Genomic DNA, 20,576 nt, shown 5'->3' on the forward strand with positions numbered 1-20,576 from the left:
GTTCTAGTGTAAGCCACACTGAAGTGCTTTGTATAACACAAAGCACCCAAATCTATCTATATTTTAAACTTATTTATCGTTCAATGCCACAACGCCTGGAAGAGCTTTACCTTCCATAAACTCTAGGGAAGCACCGCCACCTGTAGAGATATGGTCCATTTTGTCAGCTAAGCCGAATTTCTCTGCTGCTGCTGCGGAATCACCGCCACCAATGATCGTGTAAGCTTCAGTTGTTGCACATGCTTCTGCTACTGCTCTTGTACCATTAGAGAATGGTGCGATTTCAAATACACCCATAGGTCCGTTCCATACAACCAATTTGGAGTTTTTGATCACATCAGCATAAATTTCACGAGTTTTAGGACCGATGTCTACGCCTTCCCAAGCTGCTGGGATTTTGTCGATCGTTACGATATCTGTATTTGCATCTGCACTGAAATCGTCAGAAACAACGATATCTACTGGAAGATACAATTTTTTGCCTAATTTTTTTGCTTTTTCTACGAATCCAAGTACAACATCCAATTTGCTTTCGTCTAGAAGAGATTGTCCTACTTCATGACCTTGAGCTTTGAAGAATGTGTAAGTCAATCCACCACCAATAATGATGTTGTCTGCAAGATTGATTAGGTTATCGATTACATCGATTTTGTCTTTTACTTTAGATCCACCTACGATTGCTGTGAAAGGACGCTCTGGGCTAGTCAATGCTTTACCCAATACATCTAATTCTTTCTCCATCAAAAGACCAGATACTGCTGGCAAGTGGTGTGCAATACCTTCTGTTGAAGCATGCGCACGGTGAGCTGCACCAAATGCGTCATTTACGAATAGATCAGCCAATTCTGCAAAAGATTTAGCTAAGTCTGCATCGTTTTTCTCTTCACCAGGGTAGAAACGTACGTTTTCAAGAACCAAAACGTCGCCATCTTTTAATTCAGCGATTTTTGCTTTAACAGCATCGCCAATCGCTTCGTCAGCTTTAGCAACTGGTTGACCTAGCAATTCAGATAGACGCTCTGCTTGTGGAGTTAAGCGTAAAGATTCAACCACTTCACCTTTAGGACGACCCATATGACTTGCAAGTACAACTTTTGCACCTTTTTCAACTAGATATTGAATTGTTGGTAATGTTTCACGAATCCGTTTGTCATCTGTGATTTTACCATCTTCCATAGGTACGTTGAAATCTACACGTACAAATACCACTTTACCTTTTACTTCTACATCACGAACACTTTTCTTATTCATTATATTGTTCCTCCATGCCCTGAATTTTGATTAACGAGCAATTTAAAACAGATATTCATTTAGAAAAAGCGGAAACACAAGAAACCTGTTTCCGCTTTATGGAATTAATATTTATTTCAGTTCACGAATGATTCTTACGCTTTGTTAGCGAAGTACTCAAGAGTACGAACCAATTGTGCAGTGTAAGACATTTCGTTATCGTACCAAGCTACAGTTTTAACCAATTGGTGGTCACCAACAGTTAGAACACGAGTTTGAGTAGCATCGAATAGAGAACCGAAAGTCATACCTTTGATATCAGAAGATACGATTTCGTCTTCAGTGTAACCATAAGTTTCTGGGTCAGAAGCAGCTTTCATAGCAGCGTTAACTTCATCAACAGTAACTTTCTTCTCAAGAACAGTTACAAGCTCAGTAAGTGAACCTGTTGCTACAGGAACACGTTGTGCTGCTCCGTCCAATTTACCTTGCAATTCAGGAATAACCAAACCGATTGCTTTAGCAGCACCAGTTGTGTTAGGAATGATGTTTTCAGCAGCTGCACGAGCACGACGGAAGTCACCTTTAGCATGTGGAGCATCCAAAGTGTTTTGGTCGCCAGTGTAAGCGTGAATTGTAGTCATCAAGCCTTCTACTACTCCGAATTGATCTTGCAATGTTTTAGCCATAGGAGCAAGACAGTTCGTTGTGCAAGAAGCACCAGAGATTACAGTTTCAGTACCATCAAGGATTTCATGGTTTACGTTATAAACGATAGTTTTCATATCGCCTGTAGCTGGAGCAGAGATAACAACTTTTTTAGCACCAGCTGTTAAATGTTTCTCAGCTGATTCTTTAGTTGTAAAGAATCCAGTACATTCAAGAACGATATCTACACCAAGATCTCCCCAAGGAAGTTCTTCTGGGTTGCGGTTAGCTAGAACTTTTACTTCTTTTCCGTTTACTTTGAAGAATCCGTCATGAACTTCAACTTCGCCGTCAAATTTACCTTGAGTTGTATCATATTTCAACAAGTGAGCCAACATTTTAGCGTCAGTCAAATCGTTAATTGCTACTACTTCAATACCTGCAACATTTTGAATACGACGGAAAGCCAAGCGTCCAATACGTCCGAAACCATTAATACCAACTTTAACCATGAGTTAATTCCTCCTAGAGATAGTGTATTTAATTTATTTCAAGACAAACCTTATAAAAGGCATGTCAAGACAACATTATAAAGTAAATCTTGTGTGCCGACCGCTAGACATTCGAAAATGAAGCAAAAGGACTATTCTAGTTCTTTTACAATTTCTCTAGCGGCGGCTTCGTCAATGACCAGAATATCTTCCTGACCGAATTTGAGTACAGCATGAATCGATTTGGCTTTGCTACGACCTCCAGCAATACCGATAACCACTTCCGCTTTGGAAATATCATCGAGCTGAAGTCCCATCGTTAACATCTGGTGCACCGTCTCACCCTGTTCATTAAAATAATGACCGAATGATTCAGCAACAGCTCCAGCGGCATGAATTTCTTCCGCTGCCTCGGGTTCAAGTCTACGGCGACGCACCATCTCCATCGCATCTCCGATTCCATGCATGATGATACGTGCTTTACGAATCAGACCGACAATTTCGCGGATATTCTGATCTTGATAAAGCAATTCATAAGCATCTTCACGCAACAAGTCTGGAATATGCAATAAACGATACTGTGCGCCTACACGCTTTGCCATAGTGGAAGCAATCGAGTTCGCCTGAAATTCCATACTCTCTCCAAGTCCGCCTCTTGCCGGTACGAACCAGGCATTCTTGAGAGGTGCCGGTATGGATGGACTGAGTTGCTCGGCGACTTCAGCTAATGTAAAGCCTCCTGTAACAGCAACGACATCGTCCTCACGGATGACACTGAGCAGCGCTTTGGCTCCTGCTCGTCCAAGCTCTTGCTTAGCCATAATAGATATGTCACTATCACCAGGAACGACAATCACTTGTCTCAACTTATAGAAAGTGCGGATACGTTCTTCCAGATTGGATAATCCAAGCAGTTCCTGAATAATAGGCTCTAGCTCATCAAGCAATTGCTTGCCTGCTTCACTAACCTTCATTCCTGTACTTTCAATCTCAAGTAATCCTTGCGATTTGAGAAGATCAGTCTCTGCACGTAAAACGCGTTCAGTCATATTAAGCGATGTGGCGAGTGATCTTCTTCCAACCAGCCCTACCATCATAACCTGATGCAGAATCGTATATCTTTTTTTGAGTACTTCGGTGAGATCGGGCAGAAGCTGCTTTTGTATTTCTAATATTTTTCGCATGCATTCCACTCCTGCAACTTATCTCGCTCAGTGTTCATTAGATCCGCAATTTTTCAATGGACTCAAAATGTCCCGGCATAACTTTTTAAGTCCCACGTCTATCTTAACCAATTTTCCATGCAGAAGCAAGTTTTTAAGACAACTATTCTGTGAGAGGTTGATGTTATCGTTTTTATAGGCTATTTCCTTCAAAGCTAACTTGCTTTTTATAGGTAGATATCCTATAATCAATCGTATTGCTATTTTGATGTGCGCCCGTGGTCCAATGGATATGACGTAGGCCTCCGAAGCCTGAGATCCAAGTTCGATTCTTGGCGGGCGCGCCATTTATATTTTTTATTTCATCCTTTTTAGATAGTCCATCTGTACGATCCAATGCCTTTTGATATGTTCTATCATATCTAAGAATTATTTGCGCAACATTAAGTGATTGACTTATAAATGCAGAACACCCTTTAACCAGCCGATGCTGGTTATTTTTATACCCAAATTTGGGTTGCCCTCTTCTTCATTAACCTATTTTACAGATGTTCCTACACTTTTGATCAGGATAGTTTGACTTTCTTTGACTTTTGATTCGACTTATCCTATAATGTGGTAAGAACAATGAGTATCTTCTAATACAATATTTGATCTATAATTATTCTATTATGATGTACAACTTTGAAGGAGGGTTTCTAGTGAGTTATATTCCAATGGTCGTTGAACAAAGCAGTCGTGGAGAACGTGCCTATGACATTTACTCTCGTCTGTTAAAAGACCGCATTATTTTTCTAGGTTCTGAAGTTAATGATGTTGTAGCTAACGCGATTATTGCACAAATGCTGTTTCTGGAAGCCGAAGACCCGGAGAAAGACATCCACCTATATGTTAACAGTCCAGGCGGTTCGATCACTGCGGGAATGGCTATTTACGATACAATGCAATTTATCAAAGCTGATGTATCTACCATCTGTGTAGGTATGGCAGCAAGTATGGGTGCATTCTTGCTAAACGCTGGTGCGAAAGGTAAACGTTTTGCTTTGCCTAACAGCGAAATCATGATTCACCAGCCACTTGGTGGCGCACAAGGACAAGCAACAGATATCGAAATTCGTGCTCGTCGTATTCTTAAAATGCGCGACAAATTGAACAAAATTCTAGCTGATCGCACAGGTCAACCGTTGGAACGTATCGAAAAAGATACAGACCGCGATTACTTTATGACTGCTGCTGAAGCACAAGAATATGGTTTAGTGGATAAAGTGATTGAAAATACACCTCCACAAGGGGTATAATTTTACTCCAGCATGCTGGAACAACACGCGAAAAAGCCTCCGGGGTATCAACCGGAGGCTTTTTTGTCTATTCTTTATCATAATGAGTCTATTACCTGCTACTCTTACTTTATAACTATCGAAAATAATGTTGAGATTTTTTTATAAACTCATTACTGATCTTATCCAATTAAGCTTTATACGCATCAAGCGGATTTACGCCTGTAGGTAGGAGTTGTTTGAACGTAAATGAGAATTCTGGCGTACCTGCTGCATAAGGTGCAATCTCATATTGTTGGAAATAAATAGTTAGTCCACTATCTGTTAAATAGTATCCTTGATTAGCAGCAATTCCTTTAAAACTATCTGCAAAGTAAAGATCTCCTTCTTTTTTCATTTGAGTATTAATGGTTTTGTTAATATCTTTACGGTAATTACTATTGGATTTGAGTAGATCACTCAATTGAATTTGTTTACCGTCTTTCAAGGAGAACGTCATTCCAGTTAGTGTAGCCCCGCCGTGTGCCCCGCCAAGAAATTCATAGTCGTTTACTAATACACTTAATACACCGTTACGGTTATACGTTACTTTATAACCACTATCTATTTCATATGTCATAGCTGAATCTTTAGGAGGAGCCCCTAATTCTTTCGCTTGTTTTTGTGTTTGTTCCAAATAGGTCTGCACATGAGCTTTAAGAGCTTTATTAATAGCGACTTCAGCTTCTGCATTATCTAGACCGGATATTACTGGATATTGAATATTCGTTTCTGTATAACTATTTGTTTTTGCCGGTTTTAGAGTAGCACTTGTGATGTCAATATTATTTACGCCTTCTTTTGTGATATTTACAGTACGTGTAGCACCATTCCATACCGCGCGATATCCCAATGGATCTGTCACTGCTTTGATGGCTACATAAGAAGTACCATTGACTATTTTAGCATCGTAACTATCTCCAACTGTACTTCCATCCAATGTGACAAATACACCGTCATTTACATCTGATCCTAGAGCAAAAGATGCTTTATGCTTATCTTTTGTCACGGTAACTGTTTTCTCTTTAGCATTATAAGTCACTGTAGCGCCGATAGCTTTAGCTGTGTCTTTTAAAGGAAGTAGCGAACTACCATTTACACTCACAATACCTGTCGTAGCGATAGCTTTACCTTCTACTTGCACATGAATAGCTTTGGCTTTGGCAGTAGAAGATGTAGTAGCTGCTTGCGCTGTATAAGAAGTTCCTGGTAGAACAGCTACCGTTCCTACAGTAGCAATCGTTGTTGCTAACAGAAATGCTGAGATTTTTTTCAAATGTGCTTGGGATGTATGATGTTGAGTCGTTTTCATTAATGATCTCTCCTTTAATATTATGTACCATGTTATATTTGGTTTAACCTTCTTTATTATATTCTTAACATCTACAAAGAGATTTACAAATCACTAAATATCAATTTACAACATAGTCACGATTGACATAGTAAAAATGATGAAAATGTAAAACATTTTCAGGTTTTTATGCATGATATCAAAAAAACGTTTATCTTGTTCCTATAGATCATGAACAAGATAAACGTTTGTAATTCGAGGACTGTTCTGCTTTAACAAACTTCTACTATCCTGAAACGATACGTAGATTTGCACGTATAATTAGTTACAATTCTGATTATTTTGCTCTAAACAGATTCATTCACGCTTCAATCTGTTAATTCATAGCATACTGCACGTTAAGAGTAGCATTCAATTCAATGGTACCTGGTTCGATCGCTGTACCAGAAGCTTCAGAAGTATCCAGCGCTTTAGCACTTTGTTTTTCCATATACACTACAGGTGGTGCACTTACGCCTGGATCACTTACAGACAACAGACTTCCTAAAGAAAGATTCGCTGCTTTGGCAATCGATTGAGCTCTTACTTTTGCATTAGCCATCGCTTTGGCAATAACTTGCTCTTGATAAGTATCTTCATTTTCGATACCAAAGCTTACTGACCCGATATTGTTAGCTCCTGACTTAGCAGCATCATCCAACAAAGAACCTAGTTTGTCCAAATCACGATAAGTCACTTGCAAACTATGATATGCCGTATACCCTGTAACTTTTTGCTGGTCTTTACCGTTATAATCATAGTTGGGTTGTACATAGAATTGAACACTCTCAATATCTGCGTTTGGAATTTTCCATTGCCCTTTGAGCAAAGTATTCAATTTTGCCATTTTCTCAGCATTGGCTGATTGGGCTTTGGCAGCAGTCGTTGAAGTTGTCTGTACTCCGATCGTTAAATAGGAGATGTCTGGTTTGACTGTTAATTTACCTGTACCACTCACATTAATTACACCTGGTGCTGTTGTAACTGCCGTTTCCGCTGCATACGTTGTATGACTAGGCAGTGCTACAAATGCACTAATACCTGTTAATAATGTACCTGCGAGCATCAATGAAGCTAATGATTTACTTGTTCTTTTCATTTTATTCACTCCTTTATGGGTTGTACCTACTAAACGATAAGGGGCAAATAAAAGTTGCATGATTGATGATTTGATCGATTTTGAAGAGAGGAGTTGTTTTTCTAACTCGGCCGAAAATAGAGAGAAATTAGCGAAGATCATATGTATTTCACACAACAAGTTGAGCATTGTTCAAGTTCATCGTGACAAGTAAGATTATTTTTTTTATAATCTCATATAATCCCACCATTATGGACTTTAGCGCTATAATGAGTACACGAGATCGGGAATAATAGAATGAGGGGAGAGTCACCATGTCAAAAAACAAATATCTATGGAGTTCCATTTTGCTTATGATGAGTATTTTAATTTTTAATACAACCGCTATTCAAGCTGCCACTCCAGCCAAGCCGCGTGAAGTGAAGTTAGAATGGAATGGAACACGCCTTCCGCAAAATGGTCTTTTGATCGGTGGTAATACGATGATTCCAGTCGTTATGCTACGTGACTCGATAGGAATGACGTTACGTTATGAATCTGGCGTCAAAACATATACATTATTGCAAAATGATGATCAGCTCGATATGATCATGAGTAATTCTGGCGTAACGATGCGTCTTAATAATCATCAATGGAATGGGCCTGATGCTACAGTCGTCAATGGACGTATGTATATTCCATTTGCTGTATTACGTGATGGCTTCGGATATCAAAGTTCATGGAATGCATTTCAATTGAAATTGAACTTTGCCAAAAAAGGAATTTTTCTAAGTTAAGATTAGAATAACTATACAAAAAACCGCCACAGCAATCTGTGACGGCGTGCCCTCCATATCGCTATGGGGGGCTTATTGGTTTTCTAATTCTTCTTTGCTTACTAGACTGACTAAAGCGTTTACAGCAGATTCTGAATCTGCGCCTTCTGCACTAATGTATACTTCAGTGCCAGAACTGATCGCAAGGCTCATAATGCCCATGATACTTTTAGCATTCACTTTTTTATCATCTTTTTCAACAAAAATCTCTGAAGAATATTTATTCGCTTCCTGTACAAACAATGCTGCAGGTCTTGCGTGTAATCCCGTTTTTAATCGAACAACAACCGGGTGTTTTGTCATGAGATCGTTACCCCCTATAATACATATTCATTACATCTATTGAGCGTGCGTAAGCAGCTCACAGTGTTTAATACCATGTTCATAACACTATACCATTATAGCACGCACCGTACTAGAAAAAAATAAAGCTTACGTTAGATTATTTTATTCAAGCATAGTGTTCATTACGCATCTTTTCAGCCATCTCGTCTAATTTACGTAGACGATGATTAACTCCAGACTTACTGACTCCGCCTTTAAGCATTTCGCCTACTTCTTTGAGGTTCATATCAGGATGTGCTAGACGAATCTCTGCTACTTCACGCAATTTATCCGGCAATTGTTCAAGCCCAATACGACGCTGGATAAATTTGATGTTATCAATCTGACGAACTGCTGCTCCAATTGTTTTGTTCAAGTTAGCCGTTTCACAATTGACGATACGATTCACTGAATTACGCATATCTCGCATAATACGAACATCTTCAAATTTGAATAGCGCTTGATGAGCTCCAATAATACTCAAGAACTCAATAATCTTTTCGCCTTCTTTGATATACAAAATAAATCCTTTTTTGCGCTCAATACAGCGAGCATTCAATTCAAATTCATTCGCAAGATCAACAAGCGCCTGACATTGTTCTTCATACATCGATGCAATTTCCAGATGATACGATGACCCTTCTGGATTATTGACCGATCCACCTGCCATAAAAGCACCTCGCAAGTAAGCGCGTTTACAGCAGTTTTTGCGTACCATCTCGGTATTGATTCCCGGTGTAAACATAAATCCTTCAGACACAATTTTGAGTGTAGTCAGAATACTTTGTACACCCATCGGAATACGAACAATGTAGACATTATTTTTTTTAAGACGCATTTTTTTGCGTACAAGCAACTCGGTATGCACAGCAAAATGCTTTTTGATCAGGGAATAGATCCGTCTTGCGATAGCGGCATTTTCAGTAGAAATATCCAAGATAACTTTCTTATTGGATATTTGCACTGAACCATTCATCCGTATAAGCGCAGACAGTTCTGCATGTTCACAACAGTCATCAGCCTCTACCATCGTTAATTCTTTTTTCGTCTGCGCCGCAAATGACAATGGACTCACCCTTTCGATAACATAGATTTTTTAACTTGTTCATAAATATGATGACTTAACTTATCTGCATCATGACGAAGATAGGTTCCATAGAGCACCAGTTTGTCCGCTATGACTTTATAGCCGAGCGATTCTACTGTTTCCAGATCAAGAATGACTGGCTTCGCTCCTTGTTCGGCATACCGTTTTTGCATTTTCAAAGGAATAGGATCGTTATTTACAATCACATAATCGAATAAGCGATGACCGACATGCTCATAGATCGCATTCAAATGATCACTTACTGTATAGTGATCTGTTTCTCCCGGCTGTGTCATCACGTTGCAGATAAATAATTTGAGCGCATTAGAATTCAATATCGCATCTGCAAGCTTATGCACAAGCAAATTGGGCAACAGACTTGTATACAGACTGCCAGGTCCAATCAAGATCGCATCTGCCTGCTGAATCGCAAGTACCGCATCAGGCAATGGTTCGACATGATCAGGTTCCAAAAAAATGCGTTTGATTTTTTGACCGGCTTCAGGAATCTTCGACTCCCCAGTGACGATAGAGCCATCCTCCATCTCGGCATGTAGAATAACAGCCTGTTCTGCTGCTGGAAGCACTTGTCCACGTACAGCAAATACACGACTCAATTCTCGAACAGCAGTCACGAAATCGCCCGATATATCTGTCATTGCTGCCAGAATCAGGTTACCTAAGCTATGACCTGCAAGTCCTTCGCCTTTTTGAAAACGATATTTGAGCATCTCTGATAAAAGAGGTTCTACATCCGCCAAAGCGGTGAGTACATTACGAATATCACCTGGAGGCGGCATTTTTAGTTCGTCTCGAAGAATACCTGAACTTCCACCATCGTCTGCTACTGTAACGATCGCTGTAATATCCAATGGCTTTTCTTTGAGACCCCTAAGCATGACCGACAACCCGGTGCCACCACCCATAACCACGATTCGAGGACGAACCACAGGTAAAGTGGGTTGTGAAATAGACATATCTTTCACTCCTTAATGCCGATCGCGATCAGCATCCCTATGACTAACACGTACAGTTTCTGTTTCGCTTGCACCAAGCATACGACCCAGATATTCAGAGATCGCAACAGAACGATGCTTACCGCCTGTACAACCAATGCCTATAATGACCTGACTTTTGCCTTCATTCCGATAATGAGGAATTAAGAAATGTAACATATCTAATAATTTAGTCAGAAAAGCTTGTGTTTCTGGCCATTTCATTACATATTCGTACACATCACTATCCTGCCCGGTATGCGGCCTCAAATGATCAATATAGTGAGGATTCGGTAAAAAACGAACATCGAAAATGAGATCGGCATCGATCGGAATCCCGTATTTGAAGCCAAATGAAGTTACATTAATCGATAATCGATTGGATTCTAAATGAGAAAAACGAGCAATAATTTTCTCTTTCAATTGAGCAGGCTTGATAATGCTTGTGTCGATAATCTGAGTCGCCGATGTTTTGAGATCATCTAACATCTGACGCTCTAAACGAATACCATCCAGCGGCATACCTTCAGGCGCTAGCGGATGCCGGCGTCTGCTTTCTTTATACCGCTGAACCAGTACCGAATCGCTAGAATCCAAAAATAATATTTCAGAATGAATCGTATAGTGGTTTTTGATATAGCTCAGGGATTCAGACAGAGCAGCAAAAAATTCACGTCCGCGTAAATCAATAACAAGTGCAACTTTACCGATTTTACCATTGGATTGCTCTATTAATTCAGCGAACTTTGGAATAAGTACAGGTGGCAAATTATCTACACAAAAGAATCCAAGATCTTCAAGACTCTGTACAGCAATCGTTTTGCCTGCTCCAGACATTCCGGTAATAATGATCATTGTTGCTGTCGATGAATTTTCGCTTTTGCTCATGCTCAAGTACCCTCCCTTTAACGACTCTAGACTTTGATTTGATAGCTAAATACTAGCGTAATAATAAACCTGCTGCTCCAACAATTCCTGCATCGTTACCAAGCTTCGCCGGAATAATTTCCACTCCACGTTGCAACGGTTCAGGTGTTAATTCAGCAAAGACTCTACGGATTTCATTGAACAAAATATCACCAGCTTTGGATACACCACCACCGATAATAAAGCGCTCTGGATTTAATGTTGCTGCTACAGCAGCCATTGATTTACCCAAGTAAAAAGCAGCACGATTGATAATACGGATACTGACTTCGTCCCCTGCTTTGGCTGCATCAAAAATATCTTTTGCCGATACTTTTTCTATTGAAGATAAAGAAGTATGATCGCCGCGTTCTACCGCTTCTACTGCCATACGTACAATTCCTGTTGCTGAAGATACCGTTTCAAGACAGCCCATTTTGCCACAACCACATTTAATCGCTTCCAAATCAGGCACAACTGAAATATGACCGATCTCACCAGCTAAGCCTGAAAATCCTTGATAAATATGACCATTTACAATAATACCGCCGCCTACACCTGTACCTAATGTATAACAAACGCAATCTGTAATGCCTTTACCTGCTCCACTCCAAGCTTCGCCTAGTGCAGCTACGTTAGCATCATTATCGACACGAATCGTTTTGCCTAAACGTTCTTCCAAAATAGCACGGATCGGCACATTCTGAAAATTGATGTTAGGAGCCATCAAAATAACGCCAGCACGCACATCGGTAAAGCCAGCGACCCCAGCTCCAACGCCTACAACTTGATCCCACTCATAAGGCGATTGCTCTACGATATAACGTACATATTTTTCAATATTATCGATAACCGCATCCGAGCTTTTTTCTTTCTCAGTTGGACCTTCATACGTATGGAGCAATTCTCCTTCTTGATTGCAGATACCTACTTTAATAGCTGTGCCTCCAAGATCAACACCAATATAAATATTTTCAGACATATGACCGATCCACCTTTTCCATTCGAAATTTAATAGTTCGTGATTTATAAAATCTCTAACCATTACTATGATTATACGTAATTGTATCATCCTTTGAGCGATTCAAAAGTATACAAAATAGTGACTTTTTATCATAGGAATATGATTAGGTTTGGATATATAAGATAGAACATGCTTCAGATGAATGTACGTATCCCACTATAAGCGAACCTTAGATTCTGGTCAAGCGAACCCGTGGCTCTGTTGTCTTGTGCAATACCGTCAAAAAGGGAGCCATGATGGCTCCCTTCTCTATCTACGTTCTTACTCGTTAAGCGTTTCGCTCCAGTCGTGTACCATACTGCCTTCAAGATATTTCTCACAATCCATCGCTGCCATACAGCCGCTACCTGCTGCTGTAATCGCTTGACGATAACGTGTATCTTGCACATCACCACAAGCGAATACGCCCGGGATATTGGTTTCTGTAGTGCCTGGAGTAACCATGATATAACCATGTCCATCTGTATGAATTTGTTCGCCCAAGAAACCAGTATTCGGTGTATGACCGATCGCTACGAATACGCCATCTGCTTCAATGACTTCTTCTTGTCCTGTTTCATTGTTTAGCACTTTTAGACCTTTAACACCCATACCATCCGCTACCACTTCAACTGGTTTGCGGTTTAATTGCCATTTAATTTTAGGATTGTCTTGTGCACGGTCTTGCATGATTTTGGAAGCACGCAACTCATCACGACGATTAACTACTGTTACTTCTGTCGCAAAACGAGTCAAAAAGCTTGCTTCTTCCATCGCTGAATCGCCGCCACCGACAACAATTAGTTTTTTACCGCGGAAAAAGAATCCATCACAAGTAGCACATGTACTTACACCACGTCCTACATTATCTTGTTCTCCCGGAATACCCAAGTATCTTGCAGAAGCACCTGTTGAAATGATTACAGATTCAGCTTCTAACTCGCCCATTCCTTCTACTTTTACTTTAAACGGACGTTGAGAAAAGTCTACATTTTCTACCCAACCTGATTTGAATTCTGCACCAAAGCGCTCTGCTTGCTTACGCATATTGTCCATTAATTCAGGTCCCATAATACCTTCTGTAAAGCCCGGGAAATTTTCTACTTCTGTTGTTGTAGTTAATTGTCCACCAGGTTGTAACCCTTCAATAATCAAAGGTTGTAGATTTGCACGAGCCAAATAGATAGCTGCTGTTAATCCAGCAGGTCCTGTACCAATAACGATTGTTTTATACATAAATAGAAAACCTCCTTGATGTAGTTAAAAGTATAGTTATCACAAACCTATTAATCCAAAACAGACAGGTTAGATACCGTAGGTTCTGTATCCACTTTATAATAATCGGCCGATAACGCCTGTGTATTTACTCTTTGTCGTAGTACACGTTTCACTTCTTTACGTAGTGTATCTGAAATCTGTGGCTGGAGTAATAATTGGCGTAAGGCTTGATAGACTTCTTCATTATCATCCAATACATATGATTCAATCGCGCGTAGCTGTTGTTGTTCATTTCCATGCGCTAAAATATGAAGCAATTGAATATGTGTAGGTTCTGCATACATATAATTTTCTATATGTACTTTAGATGGAGCTGCACTTTTGGATAGAAATGACAACTGATAATGATAGGATGGCATCAACTTACCAAGCTTAATCTGTTCCACATGTTCCATATAGAATGCAGGTACTTCTGCTTCCGGTTCAAAACGCAAAATCATACTCCATAACTTGCGAGCTTCATCTACTTTATGCAAATGACATGCCGCTGTTGCCGCATAGTGATAAAGCGCCCACTCATGAACAGATTCTTGCTGCTTGATAAGCTTGCGAAAATAAGTATATGCTAATTGATGCTCACCTAACATGCCAAGAGTTGTAGCCAACTTTAGCAAATGCTCCTTTTGAAAAGGAATCATACGTGTTAACACGCTGATTTGTTGCTTCACTTGCTCTGTCTGCCCTAAATGTTGCATCAAGATTGCCTGATTGCATAATCCATGAAGATTATGCGGGTCTCGCAACAGAACTTCTTCAATCTGTAGAGCCGCTTCAGTGATGTGACCCTGATAATACAAAGCGATAGCTAAATTGTTGCGTGCTGTATGAAGATCAGGTTGCGCTGCGATCACCTGCTCTAACTGTTCAGCCGCTTCTACAAACTGCCCTTGCTCTAATAAGCTTCGTGCCGAATCATAATCATTAACAGGTAATTTCGTATCGTGATTCGTACTTGATGACCGCTTCAATTCTTTGTGTAACAACTCCATCATTTCTCCAGCTTCATCCTGAAATTGACCGTCTTTATCCAATTCTAGATAAGTTAGCAATGAGGTCTCTGCTTGTTCAAAATGACTCATATTGGCATAATTATTCGCCATATAGAAATGACATTCAACCATAGCCGGATCGACTACATCCAGAATATTAGCAAGTACTTGATTCGAAGCTTCATAATTACCTATCTCTGATAATATACCCGCCATATTGCAATGATTCACAGGATTATTAGGTTCATATTCAACAGCTTTTTGAAAATACTTCAATGCCTTGTCATAATGATGACGGTCTAATGAACGGACAGCTCTTTCAAAAAAGAAATTAGCATCCCAATGAAGCGAGATGACTTTGCTCTCATCTTCTCCTACTTTTCGCTTATAATCATTCACCGGATCAAGGCACCTCCTTTGTTTCTATACCACTTTTATCGATAGTTAATCATATATTTAGAATTAGACGACTATTCCTTTAAAGTAAAAATTGTTATCGGATAAGTATATCATATCCCAGAAGCACACTAAAGCTACGATCCTAAACTATGCATAGTTACTTCTGTTTCGTCATATTCAAGTAAGATCAAATTCCTGCATCACTGAATAATGTGGCGATAGATCCACCTTCCATAATGATACGTACAGCATGTGCAAGCATTGGAGAAACCGATAATACTGTTAAGCGATCCAGATGCCCTGGTGGCAAGCTGATCGAATCGGTTACAACCAGTTCACGAATATAAGGATGATCAAGACGTTGCAAAGCCGCTCCTGAAAAAAGACCATGTGTCGCGCAAACAATGACTTCTTTGGCTCCACGTTCTTTTAGACTTTCGACCACATTAATAATCGTTGTCCCTGTATCGATCAAGTCTTCGATAATAATAGGCGTTTTGCCTTCTACATTACCGATCACATGAGTAATTACAGATTCGTTATGTGCTGGACGCTTTTTGATCATCATTGCAAAAGGCGAATCCAGACGATTCGCTAACTTTTCCGCCATCGAAGCTCGTCCAGCGTCAGGAGAAACAACTACAGCATCTTCTATTTTTTTCGTTTTGAGATATCCACTGATCAGATCCAGAGCTGTTAAATGATCGACAGGAATATTGAAAAAGCCTTGAATCGCAGACGCATGTAGGTCAATCGTAATGACACGATGAGCACCTACTGTTGTCAGTACATCAGCGACCATTTTGGCAGAGATCGGTTCACGTGGAGCTGACTTGCGCTCTTGTCTTGCATATCCATAATAAGGAACGATGATATTGATTGTACGTGCAGAAGCACGCTTCGCCGCATCGATCATCACTAATAATTGGACAAACATTTCATTGATCGGATGCGATAACGATTGCACGAGAAACACATCCATATTACGAATACTTTCTTCATAATGAACATAGGTTTCGCCACTTTTGAATTGAGATAATTTGATTTTGCCTAGTTGTACACCCAATCGTTCGGCGATCTGAGCTGCTAACTCCGGGCAAGATGATCCTGAGAAAATACGTAATTTATCTTTCATAAGCGCCTCCTATTTCATATCCAGACTCCGTCCACTCAACATAATATTATCGGTAGTAACAGATAGATTATTTATTTCTATCATACCGGAAACATCTATAAAGCGGTGAAGAAAACTATATTCTGAAACTTTCATAAAATTTTCTTGACGAAATATAGTACGGAACCGTACAATATGTTAATCAAGTCATAAGTAGTGATTATTAAAATGTATGTCCTGAACTAAAGAAAGGTGAAGAAAATGTCGATAATAGATTCATCTGATGATCATGTTCCATCAGAAGAGATGGACAAATTAAGCGAATTAAGTAAATTATACCCTGATTTCAATATCGATTGTATGCGAACTTCGGTTTTATTGATTCGTACTTCCCATGAAATATTTAACGAAACCTCAACTTTACTGGCTAGGCATGGATTATCACCCAGTAAAATGCGTATTTTAGTACCATTGTTATTACGTAAAAAGCCGCTGTTGCCTTCTGATCTTGCTGAATATTCAGGTGTAACACGTTCAACAATGACCGGACTCATTAACGGTTTGGAAAAAGATGGACTTATTCGACGGGGTGCACATGAAGATCGCCGGATGACATCTATTCATTTAACCGATGAAGGTAAACAATTGATTCATAGCACGCTTCCTGTATATATGAAACAGATTGATCAATTGATGTCTCATATAACTGAGGATGAGCAAAAAGTATTACATCGTTTATTGTACAAGATTCAAGCAGGACTAGAAACATCTAAACAAAGTTAACTTTTTTTTTGGCAAAGTAATACGGAACCGTACTATCAGCCCCCGTACCACATCTTTTTAAGATAATTACAAACCAATAGTTTGAATTTAATCTTAAACAAATAATATTTAATTTATGAAGAACAGGAGCACAAACAAGTGAAAATCGTAAAATTAATTCCTATTGTTGTATTAATTGCTGCCCTAGGTATAGGTGGATACTTACTGACTATGCATGGTAAAGACGCTGTTTCGATGGCTGCTCTCAAAAAAGAAGGTGTCCTTACTATCGATACTGTTAACAGTTCATTTGAAGGACAATCTGGTAAATTAAGCTCAGTTAAAGTGATTGAAGAACAACATGTTAAAAAAGGACAAGTGTTGATGACACTTGATACGAATGATATTAATTTGCAAATCAAAGGCATCAAAGAACAAATGTCTCAAATTGATGTGCAGATCAGTCAAGCGAAAAGCTCTTTAACCAGTCAAGCTAACAAATTAGCAGAACAAGAAGCAAATGCTAAATTAAATATTCAAGCGGCTCAATTGGCTGAAACGCAAGTCAATCAAGGCGCACGCGCAGAAGATATTACCAGTCAAGAAATCGCTGTCGATTCAGCTAAAAAATCTGTAGAAATTGCTAACAATTCCGTTACTTCTGCACAAACGGCTGTATCAGCGGCTCAACAAGCTGCTGATTTTGCTCAAACAAGCTTTGATCGTAACAAATCGCTTTTCGATAATGGATTAGCTACGCAAGCAAGTGTAGATAGTGCTCAAAATGCTGTCGATACTGCTAATAAACAATTACAAAGCGCACAAGATCAATTAGCAACTGCGCAAAAACAAGTAGAACTAACAGGCAATCAAGTAAAAGCTCAAGAAACTGCGCTTGAGAAAATGAAAAATGGTGCTACTGCTGAAGATCGCGAACAAGCGCATCTAAAAGTATCACAAGCTCAGCAAGCCCTAAAACAAATTCAACAAGGTCAAGAAGATATCAGTAACGGTAAATACAATATCGAATTGCTACAAAAACAAAAAGATTCTTTACAAATCAATATGGATACTTTGAATGTACAAAAAAATCGTCGTGTACTTAAAGCGGCTGTAGATGGTAAAGTGACTCGTGTTGTACCAAAAGTAGGCGAAAACGTGTCTGCGGGTACACCGGTAGTCGTGATCGAAACAGGTAAATTGTATTATGATCTATACGTTGGCGAAGAAAACATCAAAACATTTAAAGCTGGTGCTAAAGTGAAAACAGATGTGATTTCACTCAACAAAGATGTACAAGGAACTGTTCGTTATATTACTTCTGCACCACAGTATGCGGCTCTACGTATGAGTCGTGAAAAAGGTCAAGCCGACACAACTTCTTTCATTGTGCGTGTCGATGTGAAACGCACATCTGAATTGCTGCCGGGAATGACGGTGGAGGTTCAAACGAATGAAAGCAATAATTGATGAATTCAAGCTTATACTGAATGGTAAATTTATTTTTATTATCATTATTGCTCCATTGATTATTTCAGCCGCTTTTGGCTATGTTTTTAAAAACAATCAATTGAATGAAGCACCTGTTGCTGTGGTCGATATGGATCACAGCACATACAGTCAACATCTGATCGAAGAACTGGATGCTGATCAGTATATTGATATTAATTACATTACGTACAACTACACCGATCCTAATGACTTTTTATACAATGAAAAATATTTAGGTGTTATTTATTTACCAGCAGGTCTGGAGAAAGCTCGTGCGCAAGGAAACCAGAGCAATATTGGATTCTATGTGGATACAGCTTTGTCTACAGCAACCGCTAGCTTGCGTACAGGGGTTACTGAAGTGATCACAGCAGAGAACTCTACTGCATCCTCTGGTAAGCTTGTAGCGATGGGACTGAACGCGACACAGGCAACGAATCTATCCACTGGACTGAATTTGCAGACTCGATTACTGTATAACCCAACGAACAATATGTTAATGAGTTCTGTTATCGGATTTGTAAATACAGTCTTTCTATCGATTCTTGGCGGTGCTACTCTGGTGATTGTACCTCGCCTACGTGAACAAGGCTTACTTGCAGGCATGGTACAGAAACCGCTCAGTATCGTTTTTCGCGTCATTCCTTACTCTCTGATAGCAACAGCCTCGATGTATCTAGTTATGGGCTGTCTGAAGCAAGTAGGAGGGTTACGTTTTGAAGCGAATGTATATCAATTATTTATTCCATTCTTTATGTATACAATTGCGTTATCATTGTTATGTATGATGGTTGGTTGGAGTGCTTCTTCTCCTGCCAAAGCAGCAGGTCGGATTACGATGATTCTATTACCATCCTTTATTCTAAGTGGTGCACAGATTCCGGTTGCTTTGTTACCACCTATTTTGCAACAAGTCAGTCATGCGTTACCTTTATCCTGGCATTTTAAATTTTTACGCGGACTTGGTTTCCGTGGTGGCGATTTGAAATACTTTTCACAGGAGTTAGGTGGATTTTTGATTCTGATTACTTGTATTCTGTTCGTGATCTTCTTACTGATCTTGAACGAGCGTCGTAAAGCACGCAAAGCAGAACGTGATGGTGTAAACACTTTACCTGACGAACCTACAGATAGTGGAAAAACAGTGATCACATCTGATGCTAACGAGAATACAACATCTACCGATTCATCGGCTACTTTACCTTCTGGTGGCAAACCGCAAAAGATATAATCACACTCATATTATAGTGTAAACAAAATCCATATAGCGTAATATGCTAGCCAAATAACCCTTTAACTGCATGCAGCTAAAGGGTTATTTTTTATCCATTTAAAGGCACAGACGAACGTTGCCGTTGTTCAAATACAGCTAATTGCTCTACACCTAATTCTTGCAACAAAGCTCTGGCTTCATCCAAATGATCGCTTAATTTCAAAGGATCATGCGCATCAGAGCCAAGTGTCAGTGGAATATCCAGCGCAATCGCTTGCTCGACAATACGACGACTTGGAAAGATTTCTTTGCAGACTTTCGATAGACCAGACGAATTAAGCTCCATCACCATATCTGCTTGTTTTACCGCTTGTAGTGCACTATTCTCAAGAGCGATACGTTCCTCTGTCTCTTCTGGCAAAGGAATATAGCCAAAACGCTTAATCACATCCAGATGTCCGACAATATCATAAAATCCTGTTGCACAGGCTTTGCCGATCGCATCATAATACTGGCGATATACATCCAGTACATGCTTGCCTTCCCAGCCCTGAGTCTGGCGAAAATCAGAGATATCCCACTCGCCTAGAAAATGAACCGAACCAATTACATAATCAAAAGGATATTGATTTAGAATATGCTGAATTACTTCTTCATATCCTTCAATATAATCAGCTTCTAAGCCTACTTTGATATCTATCTGACCACGATACTTTTCTTTGAGCATCAGACATTCTTCAACATAACGTGGCAATTCATCCATCGGCATAGCCATTTCAGGATAATACGTTGCAGGATCAACATGAATTAATGGTAAATGATCTGATAACCCTAGTTGAGACAAACCGATTGCTATACCGCGCTGTACATACTCTTCAAGTTCACCTACAGCATGCCCACAACGAGCATGGTGCGTGTGATAATCAATTAGCATAGACTTTCGC

General features: G+C 39.6%; 19 protein-coding genes and 1 tRNA gene. 6 read left to right on the top strand and 14 right to left on the bottom strand.

Annotation, left to right across the window (positions count from 1 at the left end; translation table 11 throughout):
• Positions 1 to 69: 69 nt before the first annotated feature.
• The 3 genes from ACFSGI_RS23025 to ACFSGI_RS23035 form a co-directional block, all read right to left on the bottom strand.
• The gene (locus ACFSGI_RS23025; protein ID WP_204826910.1) at positions 70 to 1,251 is read right to left on the bottom strand and encodes a phosphoglycerate kinase; all 1,182 of its coding nucleotides are present in this window, start codon (positions 1,249 to 1,251) and stop codon (positions 70 to 72) included.
• 134 nt (positions 1,252 to 1,385) lie between these two features.
• Positions 1,386 to 2,390, bottom strand: coding sequence for a type I glyceraldehyde-3-phosphate dehydrogenase (gene gap, locus ACFSGI_RS23030; RefSeq protein ID WP_204826909.1), 1,005 nt, complete (start codon positions 2,388 to 2,390; stop codon positions 1,386 to 1,388).
• A gap of 131 nt (positions 2,391 to 2,521) precedes the next feature.
• Positions 2,522 to 3,553, bottom strand: coding sequence for a sugar-binding transcriptional regulator (locus ACFSGI_RS23035; RefSeq protein WP_204826908.1), 1,032 nt, complete (start codon positions 3,551 to 3,553; stop codon positions 2,522 to 2,524).
• Between the two features lie 251 nt (positions 3,554 to 3,804).
• On the opposite strand from ACFSGI_RS23035, the gene ACFSGI_RS23040 reads away from it, so the two are divergent.
• Both ACFSGI_RS23040 and clpP read left to right on the top strand, forming a co-directional pair.
• Positions 3,805 to 3,879 (top strand) — tRNA-Arg (locus ACFSGI_RS23040).
• Between the two features lie 354 nt (positions 3,880 to 4,233).
• A complete protein-coding gene (clpP, locus tag ACFSGI_RS23045) occupies positions 4,234 to 4,830 on the top strand; it encodes an ATP-dependent Clp endopeptidase proteolytic subunit ClpP (RefSeq protein WP_379284545.1) in 597 nt (198 codons plus the stop codon).
• Positions 4,831 to 4,999: 169 nt separating this feature from the next.
• On the opposite strand, the gene ACFSGI_RS23050 is transcribed toward clpP, so the two are convergent.
• Positions 5,000 to 6,160 carry a stalk domain-containing protein gene (locus ACFSGI_RS23050; protein WP_204826907.1) on the bottom strand — a complete coding sequence of 387 codons (1,161 nt, stop codon included), beginning with the start codon at positions 6,158 to 6,160 and terminating at the stop codon, positions 5,000 to 5,002.
• A 355-nt stretch (positions 6,161 to 6,515) separates the two neighbouring features.
• Positions 6,516 to 7,277 (bottom strand): SIMPL domain-containing protein, encoded by a 762-nt coding sequence (locus ACFSGI_RS23055; RefSeq protein WP_204826906.1) that lies wholly within the window; start codon positions 7,275 to 7,277, stop codon positions 6,516 to 6,518.
• Between the two features lie 293 nt (positions 7,278 to 7,570).
• Between ACFSGI_RS23055 and ACFSGI_RS23060 the strand changes: the two genes are divergently transcribed.
• Positions 7,571 to 8,032 carry a stalk domain-containing protein gene (locus tag ACFSGI_RS23060; protein WP_204826905.1) on the top strand — a complete coding sequence of 154 codons (462 nt, stop codon included), beginning with the start codon at positions 7,571 to 7,573 and terminating at the stop codon, positions 8,030 to 8,032.
• Between the two features lie 72 nt (positions 8,033 to 8,104).
• Here the strand turns inward: ACFSGI_RS23060 and ACFSGI_RS23065 are convergent, their stop codons facing one another.
• The 8 genes from ACFSGI_RS23065 to ACFSGI_RS23100 form a co-directional block, all read right to left on the bottom strand.
• Positions 8,105 to 8,374, bottom strand: coding sequence for an HPr family phosphocarrier protein (locus ACFSGI_RS23065; protein ID WP_069325823.1), 270 nt, complete (start codon positions 8,372 to 8,374; stop codon positions 8,105 to 8,107).
• Between the two features lie 148 nt (positions 8,375 to 8,522).
• The gene (whiA, locus tag ACFSGI_RS23070; protein ID WP_204826904.1) at positions 8,523 to 9,461 is read right to left on the bottom strand and encodes a DNA-binding protein WhiA; all 939 of its coding nucleotides are present in this window, start codon (positions 9,459 to 9,461) and stop codon (positions 8,523 to 8,525) included.
• A gap of 5 nt (positions 9,462 to 9,466) precedes the next feature.
• On the bottom strand, positions 9,467 to 10,459 hold the full coding sequence (locus ACFSGI_RS23075; RefSeq protein ID WP_204826903.1) for a gluconeogenesis factor YvcK family protein: 993 nt from the start codon (positions 10,457 to 10,459) through the stop codon (positions 9,467 to 9,469).
• A 12-nt stretch (positions 10,460 to 10,471) separates the two neighbouring features.
• Positions 10,472 to 11,365 (bottom strand): RNase adapter RapZ, encoded by an 894-nt coding sequence (rapZ, locus tag ACFSGI_RS23080; RefSeq protein ID WP_204826902.1) that lies wholly within the window; start codon positions 11,363 to 11,365, stop codon positions 10,472 to 10,474.
• Between the two features lie 52 nt (positions 11,366 to 11,417).
• Positions 11,418 to 12,365 carry an ROK family glucokinase gene (locus ACFSGI_RS23085; RefSeq protein ID WP_204826901.1) on the bottom strand — a complete coding sequence of 316 codons (948 nt, stop codon included), beginning with the start codon at positions 12,363 to 12,365 and terminating at the stop codon, positions 11,418 to 11,420.
• Positions 12,366 to 12,668: 303 nt separating this feature from the next.
• Entirely contained in the window at positions 12,669 to 13,622 is a 954-nt protein-coding gene (gene trxB / locus ACFSGI_RS23090; protein WP_204826900.1) for a thioredoxin-disulfide reductase, read from the bottom strand.
• Between the two features lie 50 nt (positions 13,623 to 13,672).
• A complete protein-coding gene (locus ACFSGI_RS23095; protein WP_204826899.1) occupies positions 13,673 to 15,052 on the bottom strand; it encodes a tetratricopeptide repeat protein in 1,380 nt (459 codons plus the stop codon).
• 187 nt (positions 15,053 to 15,239) lie between these two features.
• Complete coding sequence (locus ACFSGI_RS23100) at positions 15,240 to 16,187, bottom strand: ribose-phosphate diphosphokinase (RefSeq protein ID WP_069325830.1); 948 nt, start codon at positions 16,185 to 16,187, stop codon at positions 15,240 to 15,242.
• Positions 16,188 to 16,427: 240 nt separating this feature from the next.
• Here ACFSGI_RS23100 and ACFSGI_RS23105 point away from each other — a divergent pair, with 240 nt between their 5' ends.
• The 3 genes from ACFSGI_RS23105 (at position 16,428) to ACFSGI_RS23115 (ending at position 19,650) form a co-directional block, all read left to right on the top strand.
• Positions 16,428 to 16,949: a MarR family winged helix-turn-helix transcriptional regulator gene (locus ACFSGI_RS23105; protein ID WP_204826898.1), complete on the top strand. Its 522-nt coding sequence runs from the start codon at positions 16,428 to 16,430 to the stop codon at positions 16,947 to 16,949.
• A gap of 138 nt (positions 16,950 to 17,087) precedes the next feature.
• Positions 17,088 to 18,398: an HlyD family secretion protein gene (locus ACFSGI_RS23110; protein ID WP_379284551.1), complete on the top strand. Its 1,311-nt coding sequence runs from the start codon at positions 17,088 to 17,090 to the stop codon at positions 18,396 to 18,398.
• Positions 18,382 to 19,650, top strand: a complete 1,269-nt coding sequence (locus ACFSGI_RS23115; RefSeq protein WP_204826897.1) for an ABC transporter permease — start codon at positions 18,382 to 18,384, stop codon at positions 19,648 to 19,650. Before ACFSGI_RS23110 ends, ACFSGI_RS23115 begins: the two co-directional genes overlap by 17 nt.
• A gap of 91 nt (positions 19,651 to 19,741) precedes the next feature.
• Here ACFSGI_RS23115 and hisJ read toward each other — a convergent pair whose 3' ends face one another.
• The gene (hisJ, locus tag ACFSGI_RS23120; protein ID WP_204826896.1) at positions 19,742 to 20,566 is read right to left on the bottom strand and encodes a histidinol-phosphatase HisJ; all 825 of its coding nucleotides are present in this window, start codon (positions 20,564 to 20,566) and stop codon (positions 19,742 to 19,744) included.
• Between the last annotated feature and the right edge of the window lie 10 nt (positions 20,567 to 20,576).

The sequence above is a fragment of the Paenibacillus nicotianae genome (assembly GCF_042681745.1).
GTDB classification, from domain to species: Bacteria; Bacillota; Bacilli; order Paenibacillales; family Paenibacillaceae; genus Saccharibacillus; species Saccharibacillus nicotianae.